Source organism: Methylobacterium mesophilicum SR1.6/6 (genome assembly GCF_000364445.2).
Lineage (GTDB): Bacteria > Pseudomonadota > Alphaproteobacteria > Rhizobiales > Beijerinckiaceae > Methylobacterium > Methylobacterium mesophilicum_A.
The window spans coordinates 1,591,639-1,612,981 of sequence record NZ_CP043538.1 but is presented as its reverse complement, the minus strand read 5'-3'; the positions used below and the strand labels follow the sequence as shown (position 1 = coordinate 1,612,981).

At 70.7% G+C, this 21,343-nt stretch carries 18 protein-coding genes and 1 pseudogene; 12 read left to right on the top strand and 7 right to left on the bottom strand.

The genetic code is table 11. The annotated features are described in order from the left end of the window. The first annotated feature begins 9 nt into the window (after window positions 1-9). The 4 genes from MMSR116_RS07520 to MMSR116_RS07505 are packed head-to-tail and all read left to right on the top strand — an operon-like array spanning window position 10 to window position 3,330. Window positions 10-1,188 (top strand): acetyl-CoA C-acyltransferase family protein, encoded by a 1,179-nt coding sequence (locus MMSR116_RS07520; protein WP_010683558.1) that lies wholly within the window; start codon window positions 10-12, stop codon window positions 1,186-1,188. Window position 1,189: 1 nt separating this feature from the next. After that, entirely contained in the window at window positions 1,190-1,957 is a 768-nt protein-coding gene (locus MMSR116_RS07515) for an SDR family NAD(P)-dependent oxidoreductase (protein ID WP_010683557.1), read from the top strand. A 3-nt stretch (window positions 1,958-1,960) separates the two neighbouring features. After that, window positions 1,961-2,974: a phosphotransferase family protein gene (locus MMSR116_RS07510; protein WP_010683556.1), complete on the top strand. Its 1,014-nt coding sequence runs from the start codon at window positions 1,961-1,963 to the stop codon at window positions 2,972-2,974. A gap of 2 nt (window positions 2,975-2,976) precedes the next feature. Beyond that, window positions 2,977-3,330, top strand: a complete 354-nt coding sequence (locus MMSR116_RS07505; protein ID WP_010683555.1) for a DUF6285 domain-containing protein — start codon at window positions 2,977-2,979, stop codon at window positions 3,328-3,330. Here MMSR116_RS07505 and MMSR116_RS07500 read toward each other — a convergent pair. Beyond that, the gene (locus MMSR116_RS07500; protein ID WP_010683554.1) at window positions 3,303-4,964 is read right to left on the bottom strand and encodes an AMP-binding protein; all 1,662 of its coding nucleotides are present in this window, start codon (window positions 4,962-4,964) and stop codon (window positions 3,303-3,305) included. The two genes, MMSR116_RS07505 and MMSR116_RS07500, sit on opposite strands and share 28 nt — an antisense overlap. A 165-nt stretch (window positions 4,965-5,129) precedes the next feature. Here MMSR116_RS07500 and MMSR116_RS07495 point away from each other — a divergent pair, with 165 nt between their 5' ends. The 4 genes from MMSR116_RS07495 to MMSR116_RS07480 all read left to right on the top strand — a co-directional run bounded on the left by MMSR116_RS07495 (window position 5,130) and on the right by MMSR116_RS07480 (window position 7,839). Beyond that, entirely contained in the window at window positions 5,130-5,723 is a 594-nt protein-coding gene (locus tag MMSR116_RS07495; protein WP_010683553.1) for a phasin family protein, read from the top strand. Next, window positions 5,720-6,661, top strand: coding sequence for an alpha/beta fold hydrolase (locus MMSR116_RS07490; protein WP_039892907.1), 942 nt, complete (start codon window positions 5,720-5,722; stop codon window positions 6,659-6,661). Before MMSR116_RS07495 ends, MMSR116_RS07490 begins: the two co-directional genes overlap by 4 nt. Before the next feature lie 379 nt (window positions 6,662-7,040). Next, complete coding sequence (locus MMSR116_RS07485; protein WP_010683551.1) at window positions 7,041-7,460, top strand: helix-turn-helix domain-containing protein; 420 nt, start codon at window positions 7,041-7,043, stop codon at window positions 7,458-7,460. Between the two features lie 49 nt (window positions 7,461-7,509). Next, window positions 7,510-7,839 carry a cupin domain-containing protein gene (locus MMSR116_RS07480; protein WP_244625680.1) on the top strand — a complete coding sequence of 110 codons (330 nt, stop codon included), beginning with the start codon at window positions 7,510-7,512 and terminating at the stop codon, window positions 7,837-7,839. A 7-nt stretch (window positions 7,840-7,846) separates the two neighbouring features. Here MMSR116_RS07480 and rsmD read toward each other — a convergent pair whose 3' ends face one another. From rsmD to MMSR116_RS07460, 4 genes are all read right to left on the bottom strand, one after another. Beyond that, complete coding sequence (gene rsmD / locus MMSR116_RS07475; RefSeq protein ID WP_010683549.1) at window positions 7,847-8,404, bottom strand: 16S rRNA (guanine(966)-N(2))-methyltransferase RsmD; 558 nt, start codon at window positions 8,402-8,404, stop codon at window positions 7,847-7,849. After that, the gene (locus MMSR116_RS07470; protein WP_010683548.1) at window positions 8,401-10,269 is read right to left on the bottom strand and encodes a pseudouridine synthase; all 1,869 of its coding nucleotides are present in this window, start codon (window positions 10,267-10,269) and stop codon (window positions 8,401-8,403) included. The genes rsmD and MMSR116_RS07470 overlap by 4 nt, the downstream gene beginning before the upstream one ends. A 202-nt stretch (window positions 10,270-10,471) precedes the next feature. Continuing rightward, on the bottom strand, window positions 10,472-10,648 hold the full coding sequence (locus MMSR116_RS07465; protein ID WP_010683547.1) for a DUF1328 domain-containing protein: 177 nt from the start codon (window positions 10,646-10,648) through the stop codon (window positions 10,472-10,474). Between the two features lie 77 nt (window positions 10,649-10,725). Then, window positions 10,726-10,917, bottom strand: a complete 192-nt coding sequence (locus MMSR116_RS07460; RefSeq protein WP_010683546.1) for a CsbD family protein — start codon at window positions 10,915-10,917, stop codon at window positions 10,726-10,728. A gap of 150 nt (window positions 10,918-11,067) precedes the next feature. On the opposite strand from MMSR116_RS07460, the gene MMSR116_RS07455 reads away from it, so the two are divergent. Together MMSR116_RS07455 and MMSR116_RS07450 are read left to right on the top strand one after the other, a co-directional pair. Next, a complete protein-coding gene (locus tag MMSR116_RS07455) occupies window positions 11,068-11,556 on the top strand; it encodes a deaminase (protein ID WP_010683545.1) in 489 nt (162 codons plus the stop codon). 57 nt (window positions 11,557-11,613) lie between these two features. Continuing rightward, window positions 11,614-12,318, top strand: a complete 705-nt coding sequence (locus MMSR116_RS07450; RefSeq protein WP_010683544.1) for an SDR family oxidoreductase — start codon at window positions 11,614-11,616, stop codon at window positions 12,316-12,318. Between the two features lie 5 nt (window positions 12,319-12,323). Here MMSR116_RS07450 and MMSR116_RS07445 read toward each other — a convergent pair whose 3' ends face one another. Then, window positions 12,324-14,120, bottom strand: a complete 1,797-nt coding sequence (locus tag MMSR116_RS07445) for an outer membrane beta-barrel protein (protein ID WP_010683543.1) — start codon at window positions 14,118-14,120, stop codon at window positions 12,324-12,326. Between the two features lie 322 nt (window positions 14,121-14,442). On the opposite strand from MMSR116_RS07445, the gene MMSR116_RS07440 reads away from it, so the two are divergent. Further along, a complete protein-coding gene (locus MMSR116_RS07440) occupies window positions 14,443-14,937 on the top strand; it encodes a MucR family transcriptional regulator (protein ID WP_083920210.1) in 495 nt (164 codons plus the stop codon). Between the two features lie 304 nt (window positions 14,938-15,241). After that, the gene (locus tag MMSR116_RS07435; RefSeq protein ID WP_010683541.1) at window positions 15,242-16,417 is read left to right on the top strand and encodes an MFS transporter; all 1,176 of its coding nucleotides are present in this window, start codon (window positions 15,242-15,244) and stop codon (window positions 16,415-16,417) included. Between the two features lie 4 nt (window positions 16,418-16,421). On the opposite strand, the pseudogene MMSR116_RS07430 reads toward MMSR116_RS07435, so the two are convergent. After that, window positions 16,422-21,267, bottom strand: a pseudogene (locus MMSR116_RS07430) (NAD-glutamate dehydrogenase). Window positions 21,268-21,343 lie beyond the last annotated feature (76 nt).

Here is a 21,343-nt window from a genome sequence, read left to right as displayed (position 1 = left end):
GTTCCGAGCATGACCGATGTCGTCATCACCGGCGCGGTGCGGAGCGCGATCGGCACTTTCGGCGGCGCGCTGGCGGCGATCCCGCCCTCGGAGCTGGCGGCCAGGTGCGTGGCGGAGGCTCTGCGCCGTGCCGGAACGGCTCCGGAGGCGATCGGCCACGTGGTCCTCGGCAGCGTGATCCCCACCGAGCCTCGGGACGCCTACATCGCCCGCGTCGCCGCCATGGAGGGCGGCATACCCAAGGAGGTGCCGGCCATGACGGTCAACCGCCTCTGCGGCAGCGGCCTGCAGGCCATCGTCTCGGCCGCCCAGTCGATCCTGCTCGGCGATGCCGAGACGGCCGTCGCAGGGGGCGCCGAGAGCATGAGCCGCGCGCCGCACCTCCTGAAGGTCGGGCGCAACGGCCAGCGCATGGGCGATGCCGTGCTGGTCGACTACATGCTCGGCGCGCTGAGCGACCCGTTCGGCAACGGCCACATGGGCGTCACCGCGGAGAACGTGGCGGAGCGCTACGGCATCTCCCGCGACCAGCAGGATGCCTTCGCCGCCGAGAGCCAGGCGCGGGCCGCCCGGGCCATCCGCGAGGGCCGGTTCCGCGACCAGATCCTGCCGATCGACGTGCAACGCAAGCGCGAGACGGTGGCGTTCGACACCGACGAGCACCCGAAGGCCACGAGCGCCGAGGACCTCGGCAAGCTGCGCCCGGCCTTCTCCAGGACCGGCAGCGTGACGGCCGGCAACGCCTCGGGCCTCAACGACGGCGCCGCCGCCCTCGTGCTGTCGAGCGCGAGCCGGGCCGAGCGCGACGGCCGCACGCCGCTCGCCCGGATCGTCGGCTACGCCCATGCCGGCGTGGATCCCTCCGAGATGGGGATGGGCCCTGTCCCGGCGGTGCAGCACCTTCTGGAGCGGACGGGCCTGCGGGCGGCGGATTTCGACGTCATCGAGTCCAACGAGGCCTTCGCGGCGCAGGCCTGCGCGGTGTCGCGCGAACTCGACCTCGATCCCGACAGGGTCAACCCCAATGGCGGCGCCATCGCGCTCGGCCACCCGATCGGCGCCACCGGCGCGATCATCACCGTCAAGGCGCTCTACGAACTGGCCCGGACCGGCGGCCGCTACGGGCTGGTGACCATGTGCATCGGCGGCGGCCAGGGTATCGCCATGGCGGTCGAGCGGCTGCACTGAGATGGCCGATCTCTTCGACCTTTCCGGCCGGCACGTTCTGGTCACCGGCGCCTCCAGCGGCCTCGGCCGCCACTTCGCCGGAACCTTGGCCCGGGCGGGGGCGCGCCTGTCCCTCTGCGCGCGCCGGGCGGACGCCCTCGCCGAGACCGTCGCCCGCATCGCCGAGGCAGGCGGGCAGGCCCACGCGGTGGTCATGGACGTGACCGATGCGGCCAGCATCGAGCGGGCGCTCGACGCCGCCGAGACGCGCTTCGGTCCCGTCCAGGTGCTCGTCAACAATGCCGGCGTCACCGCCACCAAGCCCGCCCTCGACCTCACGGAGGCGGACTGGGACGGGGTACTCGACACGAACCTGAAGGGCGTCTGGCTGGTCGCGCAGGCCGCGGGACAGCGCATGGTCCGGCACGGGACCGGCGGCAGCATCGTCAACATTGCGTCGATCCTGGGGCTGCGCGTCACCGGGGGGCTCGCGCCCTACGCGGCCTCGAAGGCGGGTGTCGTGCAGCTCACCAAGAGCCTGGCGCTGGAATGGGCCCGCCACAGGATCCGGGTGAACGCCCTGGCGCCCGGCTACATCAAGACCGAGCTCAACGACGCCTTCTTCGAATCCGAGGCCGGGAAGGCCCTGATCAAGCGCGTGCCGCAGCGGCGACTCGGCGAGGCGGCGGAACTCGACGGCCCGCTGCTGCTGCTCGCCTCCGATGCCGGGGCGTACATGACCGGCAGCGTCGTCGCGGTCGATGGCGGCCACTTGGTGTCGGGCCTGTAGCGGATGGATCAGGAACGGCTGCGCGCGTGGCTGGCCAGTCATCTCGACTGTCCGGACCTCTCCATCGCGGAGGTTCGCCCGCTCGGGGGCGGTTCGATCCAGGAAAACCGGCTGGTCCGCTGCCGTCTTGGAAACGAGGTGCGCGCCTTCGTCCTGCGAATGGACGCCGCCGCCACCATCGCGTCGAGCCGTTCGCGGGCGGAGGAGTTCCGAATCCTCGAAGCGGTCTGGCGCGCGGGTGTGCGGGTGCCCGAACCGGTCGGCTTCTGCGCGGATCCGGCGGTCGCCGGCGCGCCCTTCGCGCTGATGGGTCTGGTCGAGGGCGTGGGCCTTGGGCCGCGCATCGCCAAGGACCTCGGCCTTGGCGGCGACCGGGAGCTCCTGACGGCGGACCTGGGACGCGAGCTCGCGCGAATCCACCGGACTCTCGACGTTCGGGAGCCGGTGCCCGCCGCCCTGGCCTTTCTGGGCGCGCCCGAACCGGATCCCGCCCGCGCCGAGATCGCCCGGCTGCGCGCGTGCCTCGACGGGATCGGGGCGCGGCGACCGGCGATCGAGTGGGGCCTGCGCTGGGGCGAGGTTCGCGCCCCCGACTGCCCGGTTCCGACCCTCGTCCATCGGGATTTCCGCACCGGGAACTACATGGTCGACGGCACCGGCCTCACCGCGGTGCTCGATTGGGAATTCGCCGGCTGGGGTGACCCCGCGCAGGATCTCGGCTGGTTCTGCGCCGCCTGCTGGCGGTTCGGCCGAACCGATCTGGAGGCCGGCGGCATCGGGTCCCGCGCCGCCTTCTACCGCGGCTACACCGAGGCCGGCGGGCGCGCCGTCGATCCGGAGCGCGTCGCCTACTGGGAGGTGATGGCGCATGTCCGCTGGGCGGTGATCGCCCTGGAGCAGGGCGCCCGCCACGTCTCCGGCCGCGAGTTCTCGCTGGAGCTGGCGCTGACCGGCCGGATGGTGCCCGATCTGGAACGGACCATCCTGCGGGCGACCGCCCCCGGAGCCTGGAGCTGAGCATGCGGGACGAGCCATCCGGCGCCGACCTCCTCGACGCGGCCCGCCGGGCGCTGACCGAGGAGGTGGTTCCCGGCCTCACCGGCCGCCCGCGCTACGTCGCGCTGATGGTGGCCAACGCGATCGGGATCGCGGCCCGCGAGATCGCCGAGGGCGATCGACAGCGCGGGACGACCGAGCGCGTCCTCGCCGGCCAGTCCGCCGCGGATCTCGTGGAAGCGATCCGCTCCGGCGCACGGGACGCCGATCCCGACCTGCACGCCGCCCTGAGCGCGGCCGCAGACGTCGCTGCGCAGATCTGGAAGCCGGCCGCGCCCTCCGCCGCAGCTCAGGACGATGGCAGGTCTCGCGCCTGATCGCGCAGCACGAACTTCTGGATCTTGCCCGTCGAGGTCTTCGGCAGGGGGCCGAACACGACCATCTTCGGCACCTTGAACCGGGCCATGTGCGCGCGGCAGAAGGCGATCACGTCCTGATCGCTCGGCGCGTCGGCCCCGGGCTTGACCTCCAGGAAGGCGCACGGACTCTCACCCCAGGTCGAGTCCGGCCGCGCCACCACGGCGGCCAGCATCACGGCGGGGTGGCGCATCAGCACCTCCTCCACCTCCAGGCTGGAAATATTCTCGCCGCCCGAGATGATGATGTCTTTCGAGCGATCCTTGATCTCGACGGAGCCGTCCGGGTGCCAGACGGCGAGGTCGCCGGTCCGGTACCAGCCGCCGGAGAGCGCCCGGTCGGTGGCATCGGGATTGCCCAGGTAGCCCTTCATCACCGTGTTGCCGCGCAGGAGAATCTCGCCGACCGCCGTGCCGTCCCGGGCCACAGGCGCGTCGGTCGCCGGATCGACCACCGACACCGCTTCGAGGGTCGCCAGCGGCACGCCTTGCCGGGCCATGCGGGCGTAGCGGTCCGCATCGGTCAGCGCAGCCCAGTCCGGCTGCGCCAGGCAGACCGTCGCCGGGCCGTAGCTCTCGGTGGCGCCGTAGAGATGCGTCACCTGAAAGCCCAGCTCCTCCATCGTGCGGATGATCGTCGAGGACGGCGCCGCCCCGCCGACCGCGCAGCGCACCCGCTGCGGGAAGGCGACCCGATCGGCGGCGGGCGCGTGGGCGATCATCGAGAGCACGATCGGGGCGCCGCAGAGATGCGTGACGCCGTGCGCGGCGATCAGCCGGAAGATCGCGGCCGGCTCGACCTTGCGCAGGCAGACCTGGGTCGCGCAGGCCGCGACGCTCGCCCAGGGATAGGACCAGCCGCTGCAATGGAACATCGGCAGCGTCCAGAGATACACGCTCTCGGCCGTCAGCCCGAAGGTCACCGCGTTGCCGAGCGCCTGGAGATAGGCGCCGCGATGGCTGTAGACCGCGCCCTTGGGATCGCCGGTCGTGCCGGAGGTGTAGAGCAGGCAGAGCGACTGCCACTCGTCCGCCGGGCCGGCCCAGGCATAGTCCGGGTCGCCGGAATCGAGCAGGGCCTCGTAGGAAACCGCGCCGGGGATGCCGGTCTCGCCGATCGCCACCACCAGGATCGGCTGCGCAAGGTCGGCGAGGGCCTGCGCCGCCAGCGGCGCGCATTCGGCCTCGACGATCAGTACCCGGGCGCCGCCATGGGCCAGCGAGAAGGCGATGGTCGCCGGATCGAGGCGGGTGTTCAGCGGATTGAGCACGGCGCCCAGCATCGGCACGCCGAAATGCGCCTCGATCATCTCGGGCACGTTCGGGGCGAGGATGGCGACCGTGTCGAGGGTTTCGATCCCGCGGGCCGCCAGCGCCGAGGCGAGGCGGCGACACCTTGCGTAAAGGTCCGCGTAGGTGAGATGCCGGTCGCCGTCGATCACCGCGACCCGCGCGCCGACCGCGGCGGCGGCCCGGGCCAGCAGGCTCGCCGGCGTCAGGGGCACGTAATTGGCGAGCCTCCGGTGGAGTCCGGCCTCGAATCGATGCCGGGCGGTCCCGTCCGGAGGATCGGGCGTCTGAAGGGTCTCCGTCATCGTGCAGCCTTCTGAGCGGGCGGCGGGCGTGGCGTTCGCTCCGCGGGACAGAGATTTCGCCGCGGCCCCGGCTGTCAATCGCCGCCGCTGCCGGGCGCCTCACCGGGACCGGTTTCTGTCACGACGCAGAGTTGACGGCAGGATCGCCCTGGCGGAAGGCCATCTGTGGACCACGGCGCCGGGCAAGGCGCCGCGACGGACGAGATGCGGGGGACGACAGTGGGAAACGACAACCTGCCGGCGGTCTCGACCCAGGCCGGGCGTGCCGCGGCGGAAAGCGGCGTGGCCCGGGCACGGGATGCCTACGAGCGCTTCGCCGAGGCCGGCGAGATGGCGCTCAACGCCTTCGAGACCTCGATGGCGCAGACCTTCGAGGGCTGGCGTTCGGTGATGGGCTCCAGCCGCGAGACCGCGCACCAGCTGACCGACAGCAACGTGGCCGGTGCCCGCCGGATGCGCGAGCAGTGGGACGCTGCCGGCGCCCGGCTCTACAACGCCTTCGAGGACAACGCCTCCCACGCCATGGCGGCGATGCGCGAGATCGGCCACCGGGTGCTGATCGCCGCAGACACCAACATCCGCGCCAACCTGGATTTCGCGGAACGTGTCGCGAAGGCGACCGACGCCCGGGAAGCCGCGACGCTGAACCTTGCCTTCCTTCAGGAGCAGTCGCGCCGGCTCACCGAACAGATGGTCGATCTCCACCAGACCACCAGCCGGCTCGCCCGCGAGGCCGCCGCCCGCAACGAGAAACCGTGAGCGCCCCCTCGGCGGGGCAGGTCGCGGCGGCGGATGCGGCGATGCCGCGGCTCGACGACCTCAGCGAGGCCGACGTGCCGTTCCGGACCGGCCACTTCTGGGCCTACGCCCCGCACGATTTCCACCGCATCGCCTACGTCGAGTGGGGCGACCCGGAGAGCCCGCACGTGGTCGTCTGCGTCCACGGCCTGAGCCGCCAGGGTCGCGATTTCGATGCGCTGGGTTATCGCCTCGCCAAGATGGGATACCGGGTCGTCTGCCCGGACCTGGCCGGGCGCGGCCTGAGCGGCTGGCTCAAGGATCCGGAACTCTACGGTTTGCCCCAATACGCGGCCGACATGGCGGCGCTGATCGCGCACCTGCGCCTCGCCGGCAAGATCGACTGGGTCGGCACATCCCTCGGCGGGCTGACCGGCATGGTTCTGGCCGCCTCGGCGAACACGCCGATCCGCCGCATGGTGATCAACGACATCGGCCCGTTCCTGCCCTGGGCCCCGATCCGCCATATCGGCTCGCGCCTGCGCGACGCACCGCGGCTGCACCACAACCTCGCATCGGGCGAGTCGCGCCTGCGGACCGTGCTGGCCCCGTTCGGGCCCCTCACCGACGAGCAGTGGCGTCACATCGCCAAGCACAGCTTCTTCCGCGAGCCGAACGGTGGCTGGCGCCCGCACTACGATCCCGGCATCGGTGACGCCTTCCGACCCGGCCGGGTCTACAGCGTCAGCATGTGGCGGGACTGGGATGCGATCACCTGCCCGGTCCTCCTGCTGCGCGGCGCGCATTCGGACCTGCTCCTGTCCTCGACCGCCGACGAGATGACCCGGCGGGGCCCGCCGACGCGGCGCGTCGAGATCCCCGAATGCGGTCACGCCCCGGCGCTGCTCGACGAAGCCCAGCTCGCCATCGTCACGGACTGGCTGGGACCCGCCGCCTGAGCGACCCGTGCGGGACGCGGTCTGGATCGCGCCCCGGGGCCGGAGAGGCCGGGCCGCGCACCTCGGCCAAGGGCCACATATTCCGACAGTTAATTCGAGTCTTCGATCGCAGATCTCCGGATTTCGTTTTACATTTTCCTGCTGATTGTTTGCTGTTGTGCGAGTAAATTCCGGAACGTTCCCCGACGCACAGCGAGGCTGTGCTGATGATCGCAAACTTTCGAACGTAACCATTTATTGCGCGCAGTCATCGACTGTGGCATCAACCACGGCGCGCCGAAAGCTTGACTGTGCGTGATCGAGCCCGCGGGTGGCGTTTCGCGGCCGACGCGGCGGCCAGGCTGGGCAAACTACTGAGATGACTGTCGGACGACTTTCCATGGCCAATCCAACCCCCAAGCCGAAGCAGACCACAGCGATCGATCACGGGGTCGGCAGCCGCATCGCGTTCCTGCGTGCCGCCAACGGGCTGAGCCAGTCCGCCCTCGCCAGCGCGCTCGGCGTGAGCTTCCAGCAGGTGCAGAAGTACGAGACCGGCAAGAATCGCGTCGGCGCCGGGCGCCTGCAGGCGATCGCCGAACGGCTTGGGGTGCCGGTCTCCAGCTTCTTCGAACCCGAGCCGGAGACCGGCACGGAGAACGGGCCGGCCCTCCTTCGCCTCACCGGCGCGCTCGAACTTCTGCGCGCCTATAACCAGATCACGGACGATCAGATGCGCCGCGACGTCCTGGCCCTGGTGAAGTCCGCATCGCGGCTGGCGCAGGCGCGCGCGTCGGGGGCAGCGTCCGTGGACGCCTGAAGGTCGCGCCCGACAGGAGGCCGCCATCGATCCGACGAATCTCGTAAACCTGTTCAAGGACGTACCGGTCGATTCGCCGGATGAGGTCGTCACGGTGCTCGTCGCGGTGCCGGGCCTGCGCGTCGAGCGCATCGTCTCGTGCGGACAAGCGAGTCCGCGGGGGTTTCATTACGATCAGCCGCACGCAGAATGGGTCGCGGTCCTTGCCGGCTCGGCGGACCTGCGCTTCGTCGATGAGCCGGTGCCGCGGCGGTTGAGTGCAGGCGATTCCGTCTTGATCGAACCGCATCGCCGCCATCGTGTCGAGCGAACGGATACGCCGACGGTGTGGCTCGCGATCCATTTCGGCCCGCAGGTGCAGATCCCGCAGGCGGTCTAGGCGCCGATCAGCCGGCGAAACGGGCGAGTGCCACGGCCGTGTCGCCGTAGACGCGGCGCTCCAGCTCGGTGAAGCCCGCCGGCCACGCCAGTCGCACGACCTCGGATTCCTCGACGATCACGAGGGCACCCGCGGCGAGCCAATCGCCCGCGGCCGCACTCGCCAGAGCCCGCGGCGCCAGATCGCGCTGGTACGGCGGATCGCAGAACACGAGGGAGAACCGGCCGGCGGTCCCGGCTGGCCCGAGGCGCGTCGCGTCGCGGCGGAACAGCCGCGTCATCCCCTCGGCACCGAGCATCTCGATATTCGAACGAATCACCGCGCGGGCTTCGGCTCCCTCATCGACCAGCAGCGCGTAGGCGGCGCCCCGGGACAGCGCTTCGAACCCCAGGGCTCCGGTGCCGGCGAAAAGGTCCAGCACCCGGGCGTTGGCTACGGCCCCCTCGTAGGCATGCGCCAGCACGTTGAAGAGCGATTCGCGGAGGCGATCAGAGGTCGGCCGGATCGCATCGGTATGCGGCGTCGCGAGCTTGCGACCGCGCCACGCACCGCCGACGATCCTCATCGCGCTCCGCGCGGCGGCCGCCCGCCCCCGGGCTTGGATCCGCCACCCGGCCGTGCTCCGCCCCGGGGCGCTGATCCCGGTCGACCGCCGGGCCTGCCACCCGCACCACCGCCCGCGCCCTTGCCGAACCCGTTTCCGGAGCCCTTGCCGGCGAAGCCGCCGGGTCTGGAGCCGCCAGGTCTGGAGCCGCCGGGCTTGGACGCCCCGGGTTTCGAAAATCCGGGTTTGGCGCCGCGGGGCTTCCCGCGATCGAAGGCCGGGTCGTCCCTGCCGGCCTCTGCGCGTGGAGCCCGGAAGCCGCCCTTGCCGCGCGATGCTCCGTCCGATGGGCCGCCCTCGAAGGAGCGTTCGCGACGGCCGCCTGGCCTGGGACCGCGATCCTCATCGCGCCGGGACTGCGCGCGCGGACCCGCGCCGGCGCGCGCCGCCTCGCTCTGCGGCCGCTCCCTGGCCCCGCGCTCGCCCCCGGAAACCGTCTCGCGCTCGGGTCGGGCACCCGTGCGGCGCGCGGGACGCTCGGAGGCGCTGTCCTCGGCGTACCGGCGCCGCGCCTTCACGGGCGGCGGTGCCTCGACGGGCGTGGCCGACAGGCGCTCCACGACGACGCGACGGTCGCCGGCCCGGATCGACCCGACCCGCTCGCGGCCACGCTCCGCGGCGGCGGCCTGCGCGGCCCGCGGATCCACCCCTCGGCGCGGGATGCGCGTTCCCCGCGGCTTCACCGCCTCCTCGTCGCGCCACGCCGCGTTGCGCGGTCCGGACCCGGAGCCACCCGTCGAGACGCGCGGCGTCGGCGCCGGCCGCGCGGCATTGCGGCGGCTGGCGGGCGCCTGGGCCGTCCGCGCGTCTCGCTCAACTTTCTTGCCCGATCCGAACGGCGTGATCGGTTCGCGCACCGGACTCTCGAAATCGACGCCCGCCTGCTCGGCGAGGCTCTTGCCCAGCTGATCCTTGAGGACGCGCGTCCGCACCTCCTCGACCAGGCCGACTTCGAGGTCGCCGAGCTGGAAGGGCCCGAAGGAGAGCCGGATCAGGCGGTTCACCGAGAGGCCAAGATGCTCGAGGATCCGCTTGACCTCGCGGTTCTTGCCCTCGCGCAGGCCGAGCGTCAGCCAGACGTTGTCGCCCTGAACCCGGTCCAGGGTGGCCTCCACGGGACCGTACTCCATCCCGTCGATCGTCACGCCCTTGGCGAGCTTATCGAGTTGCGCCTGATCCGTATCGCCGTGGGCGCGGACGCGGTAGCGGCGCAGCCAGCCCGTGTCGGGATGGGCGATCACCTTTGCCAGGCCGCCATCGTTGGTGAGGAGCAGCAGGCCCTCGGTGTTGATGTCGAGGCGTCCCACGGCCACCACCCTGGGAAGCTCGTCCGGCAGGATCTCGAAGACGGTCTGCCGGCCCTCGGGATCCTTCGCCGTCGTGACCACGCCGCGCGGCTTGTGGAAGATCCACAGTCGGCTGCGCTCTCGAAGCGGCAGCGGTGCTCCGTCGATGAGGATACGGTCGTCCTCGGTGACGTTTCGGGCGGGTGAGGTGAGGGTCTCGCCGTTCACGCTGACCCGGCCGGCGAGGACCATCGCCTCCGCATCCCGGCGCGAAGCGACACCGGCCCGCGCCATCGCCTTGGCGATCCGCTCCCCCGGCGGCGTCGCCACCGGTTCGTCTCCGGTCGATTCGGCCTCGGCGACCGGCTGCGGCGCCGGCGGCTCACCCTTGCGTTTACCGGCGCCGCCCTTGACCGGGCGTCCGGCTGGTTCGGCGGCGAGGCCCGCATCGGTGCTTGGCGCCCAGCTTTCCGGCCGCGTCGTCTCGGGTTCCGGCTGGGCGGGGCCCTCCGGCAGGTCGTGGTTCGGCGTATCGCTCATGTGGGCGCCTTACCAGAGCCGCCAACGACAGGCGAGACGTGCTCTTCGCCGGGATCCGACGTGGTCCACGGCGCGCCGAGGCGCGGAGCATCGCCGTCCCGACCTCGCGCTCGAAGGCCGATCCAGGCTGGCAGCCGCCACAACTGAGAAGGGGGCGGCCCATTGGACCACCCCCCGAAGACGTGTGACCTGTCGGCCGTCTTCACAGCCTGGGAGAGCGTCCCCGCATCACGCCGAACACTGCAGAGATTAGGAACAGCGCGATGGCCACGAAGAAAACGATCTTGGCCGCCTCCATGGCGGTGCCGGCGATGCCGCCGAAACCGAGAAGTGCCGCGATCAGCGCGACGACGAGAAACGTTACAGCCCAACCGATCATGGCACCCTCGCGTTATTCAAGCCGGTTCATGATTGGAACCCGCTCGCGCGGGTCCCGTTCCGATCTCTCGTCGGCGCTCAGATCTTGTCGGTCGCGGACTTCACGGCGCTCTTGGCGTCGCCGACAGTACCCTGGGCCTTGCCCTTCAGCTCCTGAGCGGCACCGTCAGCCTTCATCTTGTCATTGCCGGTCACGTCGCCGATGCCCTGCTTGGCCTTGCCGACGGCCTCGTTTGCGACGCCCTTGATCTTGTCGGTGGTGCTGCTCATGGCGATGTCCTTCTGAAGGTTTCTGCGGCGGCGCCGCGATCGGTCAAGAAACGGTAACGGTCGCTCGAATGTTCCAGGGCTTAACATTGCCTTGTGTTAAACGGCGCGCCGTTCCCCGATCGCCAGCTCCGGCGATGGAGTGAGAACACCTTGGCAGCAGATCCGATCCCGGGCGCCGCGTTCACAACCGCGAGCGAAACCACGGCCTTCGACCGGGCATTTGCGGCGGCCCGCGCTGCGGCAGCTCTGGGCGAGGTGCCGGTGGGCGCCGTGGTGGTGCGGGACGGGTCGGTCCTGGCCGTCGCCCACAACCAGCCACGGCTCCTGCGGGACCCGACCGCGCACGCGGAGATCCTGGCCATCCGGGCCGCCTGCGCGGCCCTTGGCGCCGAACGCCTCGTCGGCTGCGATCTCTACGTGACCCTGGAACCCTGTCCGATGTGCGCGGGCGCAATCTCCTTCGCGCGGATCCGCCGGCTCTATTACGCGGCGTCCGATCCGAAGGGGGGCGGCGTCGAGCATGGGCCGCGCGTCTTCAACCAGGCGACCTGCCATCACGCGCCGGACGTCTACGGCGGCTTCCGCGAGCAGGAGGCGGCGACGCTCCTGCGGGATTTCTTCGCGCAGCGCCGGCCTTGAGCGCCGGAGCCGGGCTACCGGATCCGCGTTCTGTCTGACGTGACGGAGGATCGCACGATGATTCCGACTTATTCCCGCGCCTTGATCGTCGGAGCGGGTCCGGGCCTGAGCGCGTCGCTCGCCCGGCTGCTGGCCGGCGATGGGTTCAAGATCGGTCTCGCCGCGCGGAACGTCGACAAGCTCACGGAGCTGGCCGCCGAGACGGGCGCTGCGGTCCATGCCTGCGACGCGAGCCGGCCGGGCGAGGTCGAAGCCCTGTTCGCACGCCTGGAGCCCGCCCTCGGTGGCGCGCCCGACGTGGTCGTCTACAATGCCAGCGGGCGGCTGCGCGGTCCCGTGGTCGGCCTGGATCCGGAGGCTGTCGCGCAGGCCCTGATGGTCTCGGCCTACGGTGCCTTCCTCGTGGCGCAGGCTGCGGCGCGCCGCATGCTGCCGCACCGCCACGGCGCCATCCTGCTCACGGGCGCGTCGGCGAGCGTGAAGGGGTTCGCGAACTCGGCGCCGTTCGCGATGGGCAAATTCGCCTTGCGGGGTTTGGCGCAGAGCCTCGCTCGCGAGTTGCAACCGCAGGGGATCCACGTGGCGCACGTCGTGATCGACGGTGCGATCCGCAATCCGCTGCGCGGCGGCGAGCCGGCGGACTCCCCCGACAGCCATCTCGATCCGGACGCCATCGCCCGCGCCTACCGCGACCTGCTGCGCCAGGACCGCAGCGCCTGGACATCCGAGCTGGAGCTGCGCCCCTGGGTGGAGCGGTTCTGATCGGGCTACGGATTTACCCGCACGCCGAGAAGGAACGTGTTCTCGCTGAAGCTCGACCCGGCCACCGTGCTGTCGATCTGCTGGAAGATGTAGGTGCCGCGCAGGGTCAGCCACCGGGTCAGATGGTAGTCGAGGCGCGCGGTCGCCGAGAAGCCGTTCTCCCGGATCGTGCTGCCCTGGTAGGCGTTCCGGAGGAACGAGCCGCCGACGACGAGCGAGACGTTGCGCAGGAGGTCGTGCTGGACCTCGAGGGTCGCGACATCGGTGAGGATGCCGCTGGACCCGGGGATCGTGGTCTCCGTCACGCCCGTCGCCGCGGTGAGCCGCACCGTGGTGAGCGGGCTCGCGGACCAGACCAGCGCGGCGTTGACGAGAGGGGCGTTGATGTCCCGCAGGGTGGCATCGGTGTAGGTACGGTGCTGGATGCCGGCCGAGATCTCGCCCGTCAGCGTCCGGGCGAGGCCGAAGCTCGCTCCCAGGGCGACGGCGATCCCGTCCGAATCGCGCTGTACGCCATTGATGTCCCGGCGCAGGTCGTAGACGCGGGTGTCGCCCAGAAGGTCGATGAATGGGCTGAAGTCCGGACTGACCTCGTAGGCTGTGCGAAGCTGCAGGCTGTACTGGTTCAGGTTCCGATCGGCCTGGTTGATGATGGTCCCGTCCGAGAGGCGGGCATTGTCGAATTCCGAGCGGTCGACCGAGCCACGCAGCGTGACGGAGAGCCGGTTGAAGGTCTGCGTGGCGCCGAGGGAGGCGCCGTAAACGGCCAGCAGCGGGCGGCTCGTGGCCGTGGCGACCTGGAGATTGCCGGCGGCGGCCTGGAGGTTGGGGCTCGACGTGCGCTGCGTGTCGACGAGGAAGCGACCCTCGGCGTCGATGTGCAGGTCCCGGGTCGCGTCGATGCGCAGGCGTACCGTTCCGTCCGCGGCGGGACGGCTGGCGGCCTCGTTCTGCGGCGTCTCCAGGTAGGCCCCGCGCAGCGAGCCCTGCAGGGCGCTGGACGACCAGTTGCTCTGGAAATCGACCGCGGCCTCAGTGCGGAGCGCCACCGACCCCCGTTCGAACTGCCGCGACGTCTGGTCGGGATTTGAATCGTAGCCGATGCTCTGCGCGAAGCTCGGCAGCACCGTGAAGGTGCCGATCTGGTAGCCGATCGGCGCGTAGGCCGGATCCGTGGGAATCGGGCGTGCGAGGTCCGTGCCGAGGATGAAGCCCGGGGTCAGCAGGCCGAGGGCTGGGGAGAGCGCGAAGAGTGGCAGGATCGGCCGCAGAGTCGCCGCGGCCTGGGGGAGCGGGACGCCGACCACGGGCTGCTGGACGATTGGGGTGAGCCGCAGCGCCGGGCTTGGGATTTGGGTTATCTGCTGCGTCACCCGGCGGGTGGCCGAGCCGAGCCGGCGGGGCGGCGCCGCGCGTGTCCGCAGCAGCGAGGACGGCGCGAGGTTCCTCGGGGCCGTGGTGCTTCCGCCGGTGCGCTGGCCGCCCGAGGTGACCCGGGTATCGAGCTGCGAGAGGCCTGGTTGGGCCTGCGTGGGTATCGCCGGAGAGAGGAGTGACCGCAGGCTGTCTCCGCCAGTCCGATCGCCGCTGGTCGCGTCGCCACCGGGAGAGCCGCGCCCGTCGTCGCGCGACAGCCCGTCCGGGATGCGCTGCCTCAGCGCCGGGAGGCCGTTCGGTGCCGTATCCTGGCCGGTTCCGGGGTTGTCGGGCTGCCCTGTGACCGGGCTCGTCGCGTCGAAACGCTGGGCTGCGGCGGGAACGGTCGCGAGCGCGAAGGCCAGCGCCGCGACGCCGAGCCGCATCTGTTGCCGTTCCAGCCGGTCAACCCCCGCCGTCCGCACCTGATCTCGGTCTCCGCCTTGATCCCGAGCACCGGATGCCGGGTTTCACTGGCCTCGCCGCAGCCAAACTGGTCATCGGCATGGTTAATGAAGGCTAGCGCCGGCATAGTTAATTCCCCGTCAACGACGCTGTTCAGCGGCATTTGCAATCAGCGCTCAGAGCTTCGCTCTACGGACGCAGTCCGATTGAGAAATGCTTTTGAATCGGTTATCATCTAGCAGACTTCGATCGCATCCGTGAGGGATTGATCGGTACGTATAATGACGATGACGGGGGTTGGCCGTGAGCGAGAGCGTTGTGAGCGAGAATGCCGAGCACATAGAGCTTGCGGTCGATATCGTCGCGGCCTACGTGTCGAATAATTCTGTACCGCCTGCCGATCTTCCCGGGCTGATCAACGGCGTTCATTCCGCGCTATCCCAACTTTCCACCGTGGGCCGCTCAGCAAATACACAGGCTGAGAAGTTAAGCCCGGCACAGATCCGAAAATCCATCACCCACGACCATCTCGTAAGTTTCGAGGACGGGAAGCCGTACAAGACGCTGCGCCGGCATCTCACGCTCCGCGGGCTCACACCCGAGGCGTATCGCGAGAAATGGGGCCTGCCCCGCGATTACCCCATGACGGCAGCAAGTTACTCGGCGCAGCGTTCAGAGCTTGCGCGGGCCCTGGGCCTCGGTCAGCAGCGACGCAAGGATCGGGGCGGACAGCAGCCCGAACCGCAGCAGACAGCCGCGCCCAAGCCTCGCAGCCGCAAGAAGGCTCCAGCCGAGTAGAGGAACGTGCTCGGCACAACGCGGCGCCATCCGGGAACGACGGCCGTCGAGGCCGCCTGATCCCGCACAGCGTACGTCTACCGACCGCGAGGGCCGAACCTGTAACCATCGCCGGCGATGGCGCTACCGCGACGGCCGACGGCACACGTGCGTGACCGACACAGGATTCGCGTGGGACCACCATCCCTTGCGCGTCGCGCAAGGGTGCGCCGCGTCATGCGAGCTATCCAGACAGTCGCCGGCTGCCATCCTGCGCATGCTGCTCTGCACCATCGAGCCATGCCCCGCGCCGGAAATCCTCGCCGTGCCGCCTTTGCCGATCCTTGCCCTGGCCATCGCTTCCTTCGGAATCGGGACCACGGAATTCGTCATCATGGGGCTTCTGCCGGAGGTGGCGCAGAGCTTCGGCGTCACGATCCCGCAAGCCGGCTATCTGGTCTCCGGTTACGCCCTGGGCGTGGTGATCGGCGCGCCGCTCGTGGCGATCGCGACGGCGCGGCTGCCGAGGAAGACGGCTCTTCTTGCCCTCATGGGCGTCTTCCTAGCCGGCAATGTCTCCTGCGCGCTGGCTCCAAGCTATGGCCTGCTCATGGCGGCGCGGATCCTGACCGCCTTCGCGCACGGTGCGTTCTTCGGCATCGGGGCGGTGGTGGCGCGCGATCTGGTGCCGCGCGAGAAGCGGACGCAGGCCGTCTCCCTCATGTTCGCCGGCCTGACCCTGGCCAACGTCCTGGGCGTGCCCTTCGGGACCGCCTTCGGTCAGGTCGCGGGCTGGCGCGCGACCTTCTGGGCGGTCGTGCTGATCGGCCTCGCCGCGGCGTTGGCGATCCAGCTCTGCGTCCCGGTCGGCCTGCCCGGAACGCGCGGGCGGCTCGTCAGCGAGTTCCGCGCCCTCGGACGCTGGCCGGTGCTGCGGCCGATGCTGATCTCCACCCTGTCGTCGGTGAGTTTCTTCACGGTCTTCACCTACATCACGCCGTTCCTGACCGGCGTGACCGGCCTCTCTCCACACGGCGTCACCGGCGCGCTCTTCGCCGCTGGGACCGGCCTCACGATCGGCAACCTCACGGGCGGCCGCTTCGCCGATCGCGGTATGATGGCGACGATCATCGGGAGCTTCCTGGGTATCGTCGCGGCGCTGGTTGTGCTGGCGGCCGTCGCGCACCAGCCCGGCATGACGCTGGCGGTGCTGATCCTATGGTCGGCCCTGGTCTTCGCCCTGGTCTCGCCACTGCAGATCTGGGTGGTGGAGGCCGCCAGCGACGCCCCGAATCTCGCCTCAACCCTCAACCAGGGCGCGTTCAACCTGGGCAACGCCACCGGTGCCTGGCTCGGCGGCTCGGCGCTGACCCTCGGCGCCGGCTACGGCCAGCTGCCGCTGCTCGCCGCCATGGTGTCCCTCGTCGGGCTCGGGCTGGTCCTGACGGCGGTGAACCCCAGCGGGCGCGGGATCGTGTCGACGTCCGCATCCGGCATCTGAGGGGTCAGCCGCCCCGAACCAGATCCCCGAGCAGGCTCGACGCCACGGTCGCCTTGGATACGGTGAGCCCGGAGGCGCTGATCGCGTCCACCGCCTCGCGGATTCGGGCGAGCGGGGCGCCTCTGGCCCGGGCCCACGCCTCCACCGCCTGCGGCCCGGCACCGAGATCGGCCACGACCTCGGCGGTGAGCTTGCGATGGGCCGCGGCGATGCCGGCGACGGCACGCTCCAGCGCGACGCGGTCGAACGTGTCGGCCACCGGGACGGTCCGCGCCGCCGCGGCGAGGTCGTCCAGCCGGAACGCGTGCTCCAGGGCGAAATGGGTCGCCGCCACCTCCTCAACCGGCCGGCCGCTGGCCTCGGCGACTCGGACGATGTCGGGGGCGGAGACCAGGGCGGTGAGGGAGGCGAGCCGCCGGGCCTGGATGGGCGCCATGCCGAAATCGGTCAGCTCCGCGGCGCGGGTGCCGAGCGTTGCCAGCGCCTCCGCGCCGAGCACATTCGGGAGCGCAGCCTCGACGGCAGCGATGCCGTCCCGGTAGCGGGCGACCACCGGGGCAAGGCCGCCGCTCAGGTCGAGGTTGCGGATGAACCAGACGATCCGATTGCTCAGGAGATCCTGCACCTCCGCGTAGAGGCCGAGCTGCCCCCCGGCCGGATATCCGGCCCGCGACGCCGTCGATGGCGAGGTTCAGCTCCATCAGGCCGAACGCGTCGCGCGTCACCGCGTAGGCCTTGGCGATGGTCGCGGCGTCGGCGCCGGTGCCGTCGATGAGGCGGGTCACCAACGATGGCCCGCCGCGGTTGACGATGATGTTGGCGAGCGCCGTCGCGATGATCTCGCGGCGCAGGCGGTGCCCCTTCACGGCATCCGGGAACTGCTCGCGCAGGGCCTTCGGGAAGTAGCGCTGCAACTCCCGGTCGAAATACGGGTCGTTCGGCACGGCGCTGTCCAGGATGGCGTCGTGCAGCGACAGCTTCGCGTAGGCGAGCACCACCGCGTATTCCGGCCGGGTCAGACCTTCGTTGCGGCGCATGCGCTCCTGCAGCGCCGCGTCGTCCGGCAGGAACTCCACCGCGCGGTCGAGGCGCCCCTCGGCCTCCAGAGCCTGCATGGTCCGCATGGCGAAGCCGGTCTCGCCGAGGCCGCCGCGCTGGGCGAGCGAGAGGGAGAGCGTCTGCAGTTCGTTGTTGCGCAGGACCAGGCGCCCGACCTCGTCGGTCATGGCGGCGAGGAGGGCGTTGCGCGCCTCGTAGCTCAGCCGGCCATCCCGCTCGGGCGTCATCAGGGCGATCTTGATGTTGACCTCGACATCCGACGTGTTCACGCCTGCGGAATTGTCGATGGCGTCGGTGTTGAGCCGGACGCCGGCGCGGGCCGCCTCGATACGCCCGCGCTGGGTGAGGCCGAGATTGGCGCCCTCGCCGACAACCTTGGCGCGCAGCTCAGGCCCGGTGATCCGCACGGAGTCGTTGGCGCGGTCGCCCGCATCCTCATCGGTCTCGGTGGTGGCGCGGACATAGGTGCCGATGCCGCCGAACCACAACAAGTCCGCGGGCGCCTTCAGGATCGCCTGCATCAGCTCGGTCGGCGTCGCCTCAGCGCGATCGAAACCGAGGGCGGCGCGGACGGAACCGGAGAGTGGCACGGTCTTAAGGCTGCGGGAGAAGACGCCGCCGCCCTCCGAGAGCAGCGCGCGGTCGTAGTCAGCCCAGGAGGAGCGCCCGAGGTCGAAGAGGCGCCGCCGCTCCGCGAAGCTCTTCGCCGCGTCCGGGTTCGGATCGAGGAAGATGTCCCGGTGGTCGAAGGCGGCGATCAGCCTGATGCTCTGCGAGAGCAGCATGCCGTTGCCGAAGACGTCGCCCGACATGTCGCCGACGCCGACCGTGGTGATCGGGTCGCTCTGCACGTCGACGTCGAGTTCGAGGAAGTGGCGGCGCACCGCCTCCCAGGCGCCGCGGGCGGTGATACCCATGCCCTTGTGGTCGTATCCCTGGCTGCCGCCCGACGCGAAGGCGTCCCCGAGCCAGTGTCCCTTCTCCAGGGAGAGGGCGTTGGCGATGTCCGAGAAGGTTGCGGTGCCCTTGTCGGCGGCGACCACCAGATAGGCGTCGTCCGGGTCGTGACGCACCGTGTCGGGTGGCGGCACGATGGCGTTGTCGACGATGTTGTCGGTGAGTTCCAACAGGGTGCGGATGAAGATCCGGTAGCTCTCCGTCCCCTCCTGCATCCAGGCGGCCCTGTCGGAGGCCGGCGGCAGGCGCTTGGGGAAGAAGCCGCCCTTGGCGCCAACCGGCACGATCACGGCGTTCTTCACCTGCTGGGCCTTCACGAGGCCGAGGATCTCGGTGCGGAAATCCTCCGGCCGGTCGGACCAGCGCAGGCCGCCGCGGGCAACGTAGCCGAAGCGCAGATGCACGCCTTCGACCCGGGGAGAATATACGAAGATCTCGAAGAAGGGCCGCGGCAGCGGCATCGCCGCCACCTTCGCGCAGGCGAACTTGAAGCTGATCGTCTCCCGCGGGTTCCCGTCGGCACCGGTCTGGAAGAAGTTCGTCCGCACCGCCGCCTCGACCAGGTTGACGAAGCGGCGCAGGATCCGGTCGTCGTCGAGGCTGGTGACCTCGGCGAGTGCTCCCTCGATGCCGGCGCGGATCTCCGCCTCGGCGGCGGCCCGGTCGCCGGCCTGGGCCGGGTCGAACCGCGCGCGGAACAGCGCGACGATCGCCTGGGCGATGCCAGCGTGCCGGCTCAGGGTGCCGGCGAGGTAGTCCTGCCCGTAGCGGATGCGAAGCTGGCGCAGGTAGCGGCCGAGCGCCCGGAGGAGCGCCGCCTCCCGCCAGGGGAGGGCAGCCTCCAGAACGAGGCGGTTGTAGCCGTCCGACTCGGCGGCACCATCCGCGATGGCGAGCATCGCGGCTTCCAGGGGCCGCTCCAGCCGGTCCAGCTCGATCGCGCCGCCAGTGGCGCGCTCGATCAGCATGTCGTGTAGCCAGACCCGGGCGGTCTCGTCCGCGCCCGCCGACGCGATGCGGTAGGTACGCTCATTGAGCACCCGGAAGCCGAGGTTCTCGAGTCCGGGCACCCGGTCCGACAGGGCCAGGGCCGTGCCCCGTGAAAACACCTTCAGGCGCACCTGCGCGGGCGGATCGCTCGCCCGTCGCCCGAGATGCACGGCGCGCGGCTGGGCCTCGCCGAGGCCTTCGAGGATCGCCACGTCGTCGACGGCGACCTCGGGCTGGAAGTTATCCCGGTAGGCGACCGAGAAGGCGTCGGCGTAGCGGGAGGCCAGAAGGCGGGCCCGGTCGCCACCCTGGGTATCGGCGAGGGCCGCCCGCAGCGCGTCGCCCCAGGTCCGGACCAGGGACGCGATCCCGGCCTCCAGGGAGGCCGGATCCTGCTCCCGGCTACCCTCGTCCGGCAGGCCGATGATGTAGTGGATGCGGGCGAGGGGCCCTTCCGGGTAATCGGGGTAGGCGGCGCTGAGCCGGCCGCCGTAGCGCTCCGCGAGATAGGCGCCGATCCGGCCTCGCATCGCGGAATCGTAGCGGTCCTTCGGGACGTAGACGAGAAGCGAGACGAAGCGGCCGAACCGGTCCGGCCGCGACAGCACGCGCACCCGCGGCCGGTCGGCCAGCGCCGCGATCGCCAGGGTGAACCGGTAGAGCCGCTCGCCGTCGATCTGGAAAAGCTCGTCGCGCGGGTAGCCCTCCAGCACGGCCAGGAGACTCCGCCCGGCGTGGCTCGTCGGGTCGAGGCCGGCGCGCTGGACCACGGCGTCCACCTTCCGGCGCAGGACGGGCACCTCGCGGGCGGGGCTCGTGTAGGCCGAGGCGGTGAAGAGGCCGACGATTCGCACCTCGCCCGACAGCTTGCCGAGGCCGGAGAACAGCTTGACGCCGACGTAATCGAGATAGGCCGAGCGGTGGACGCGGGACTTCACGCTCGCTTTGGTGATGATGAGCGGCTGCGGCTCTTCCAGGAAGGCGAGGATCTCCGGCGTGTAGTCCACCGGGGTCCGGCCCCGGCGCAGGGGCGTCGCGCCGGGATCGCGAAGGACGCCGAGGCTCGAGCCCTCGATCAGGGGATGCGCCTCTCCGTCGATCCCGTGCTGCTGCATCCCGAGGAGCAGGAACTGGCCGTCCTTGAGCCATTCGAGGAAGGCGCGCGCCTCTTCGGTCTCGCCCTCAGGCATCGGCGTGGGTGACCGTCCGAGGTTCGCCGCCAGATCGGTGAGGCGCGCCAGCATGGCGTCGTGGTCGTCGCTGGCGAGAGCGACATCCCGATAGACCGCCGTGAGGGCGTCGAGCAGACGCTCGCCGGCCTCCGGCGACAGGCGGTCGAGATGGATGTGGATGAAGCTCTCGCGCGCGAGGCTGCCGTGGGCATCGGCGGTGGTCTCCCCGACCACGCGGCTGAGGGCGCCCGCGCCATCCCGCTCGACGCCGAGGATCGGGTGGGCGACGAGGTGCGGGGACAGACCCTGCTCGGTCAGCTCCGCCAGCGTGGAGTCGAGGAGAAACGGCCGGTTGTCGTTGATGACTTCGAGGATGGTCAACTCGCGCGGCCGGCCATCGCGCACCAGCGCGCCCTCGCTCAGGCGCATACGGGCAGGATCGCCCGGCCGGCGCGGCTCGGACAGGAACGCCCGCGCCCGTGCGGCGAGATCGGCCAGAGACCCGGCCTCATAGGCGGCGAGATCCTCCGGCGTGACGCGTCCGAAGAGATCCCGCACGAAGCCGCCCGGGCCACCCTGTCCGGTGACGATGTCGGCCGCCGCCTCGATCAGCCCTGTGCGGGCCGTCTTCTGCTCCGAGGAGGAGAGGGCCGTGGCGGTCTCGAGTGTCATCGCGCGTCTCCCGAACCGGGTCACTCGCCCAAGCGATAGCAGCGTGGTCCGCCATGTCGATGACACTCCCCGCCAG

What these genes read in the sequence shown, in the direction of transcription:
- MMSR116_RS07500 (WP_010683554.1), bottom strand. Translation starts at nt 4,964, where the DNA reads ATGACGGAGACCCTTCAGACGCCCGATCCTCCGGACGGGACCGCCCGG.
- MMSR116_RS07450 (WP_010683544.1), top strand. Translation starts at nt 11,614, where the DNA reads ATGATTCCGACTTATTCCCGCGCCTTGATCGTCGGAGCGGGTCCGGGC.
- rsmD (WP_010683549.1), bottom strand. Translation starts at nt 8,404, where the DNA reads ATGAGGATCGTCGGCGGTGCGTGGCGCGGTCGCAAGCTCGCGACGCCG.
- MMSR116_RS07505 (WP_010683555.1), top strand. Translation starts at nt 2,977, where the DNA reads ATGCGGGACGAGCCATCCGGCGCCGACCTCCTCGACGCGGCCCGCCGG.
- MMSR116_RS07465 (WP_010683547.1), bottom strand. Translation starts at nt 10,648, where the DNA reads ATGATCGGTTGGGCTGTAACGTTTCTCGTCGTCGCGCTGATCGCGGCA.
- MMSR116_RS07510 (WP_010683556.1), top strand. Translation starts at nt 1,961, where the DNA reads ATGGATCAGGAACGGCTGCGCGCGTGGCTGGCCAGTCATCTCGACTGT.
- MMSR116_RS07470 (WP_010683548.1), bottom strand. Translation starts at nt 10,269, where the DNA reads ATGAGCGATACGCCGAACCACGACCTGCCGGAGGGCCCCGCCCAGCCG.
- MMSR116_RS07515 (WP_010683557.1), top strand. Translation starts at nt 1,190, where the DNA reads ATGGCCGATCTCTTCGACCTTTCCGGCCGGCACGTTCTGGTCACCGGC.
- MMSR116_RS07520 (WP_010683558.1), top strand. Translation starts at nt 10, where the DNA reads ATGACCGATGTCGTCATCACCGGCGCGGTGCGGAGCGCGATCGGCACT.
- MMSR116_RS07485 (WP_010683551.1), top strand. Translation starts at nt 7,041, where the DNA reads ATGGCCAATCCAACCCCCAAGCCGAAGCAGACCACAGCGATCGATCAC.
- MMSR116_RS07445 (WP_010683543.1), bottom strand. Translation starts at nt 14,120, where the DNA reads ATGCGGCTCGGCGTCGCGGCGCTGGCCTTCGCGCTCGCGACCGTTCCC.
- MMSR116_RS07460 (WP_010683546.1), bottom strand. Translation starts at nt 10,917, where the DNA reads ATGAGCAGCACCACCGACAAGATCAAGGGCGTCGCAAACGAGGCCGTC.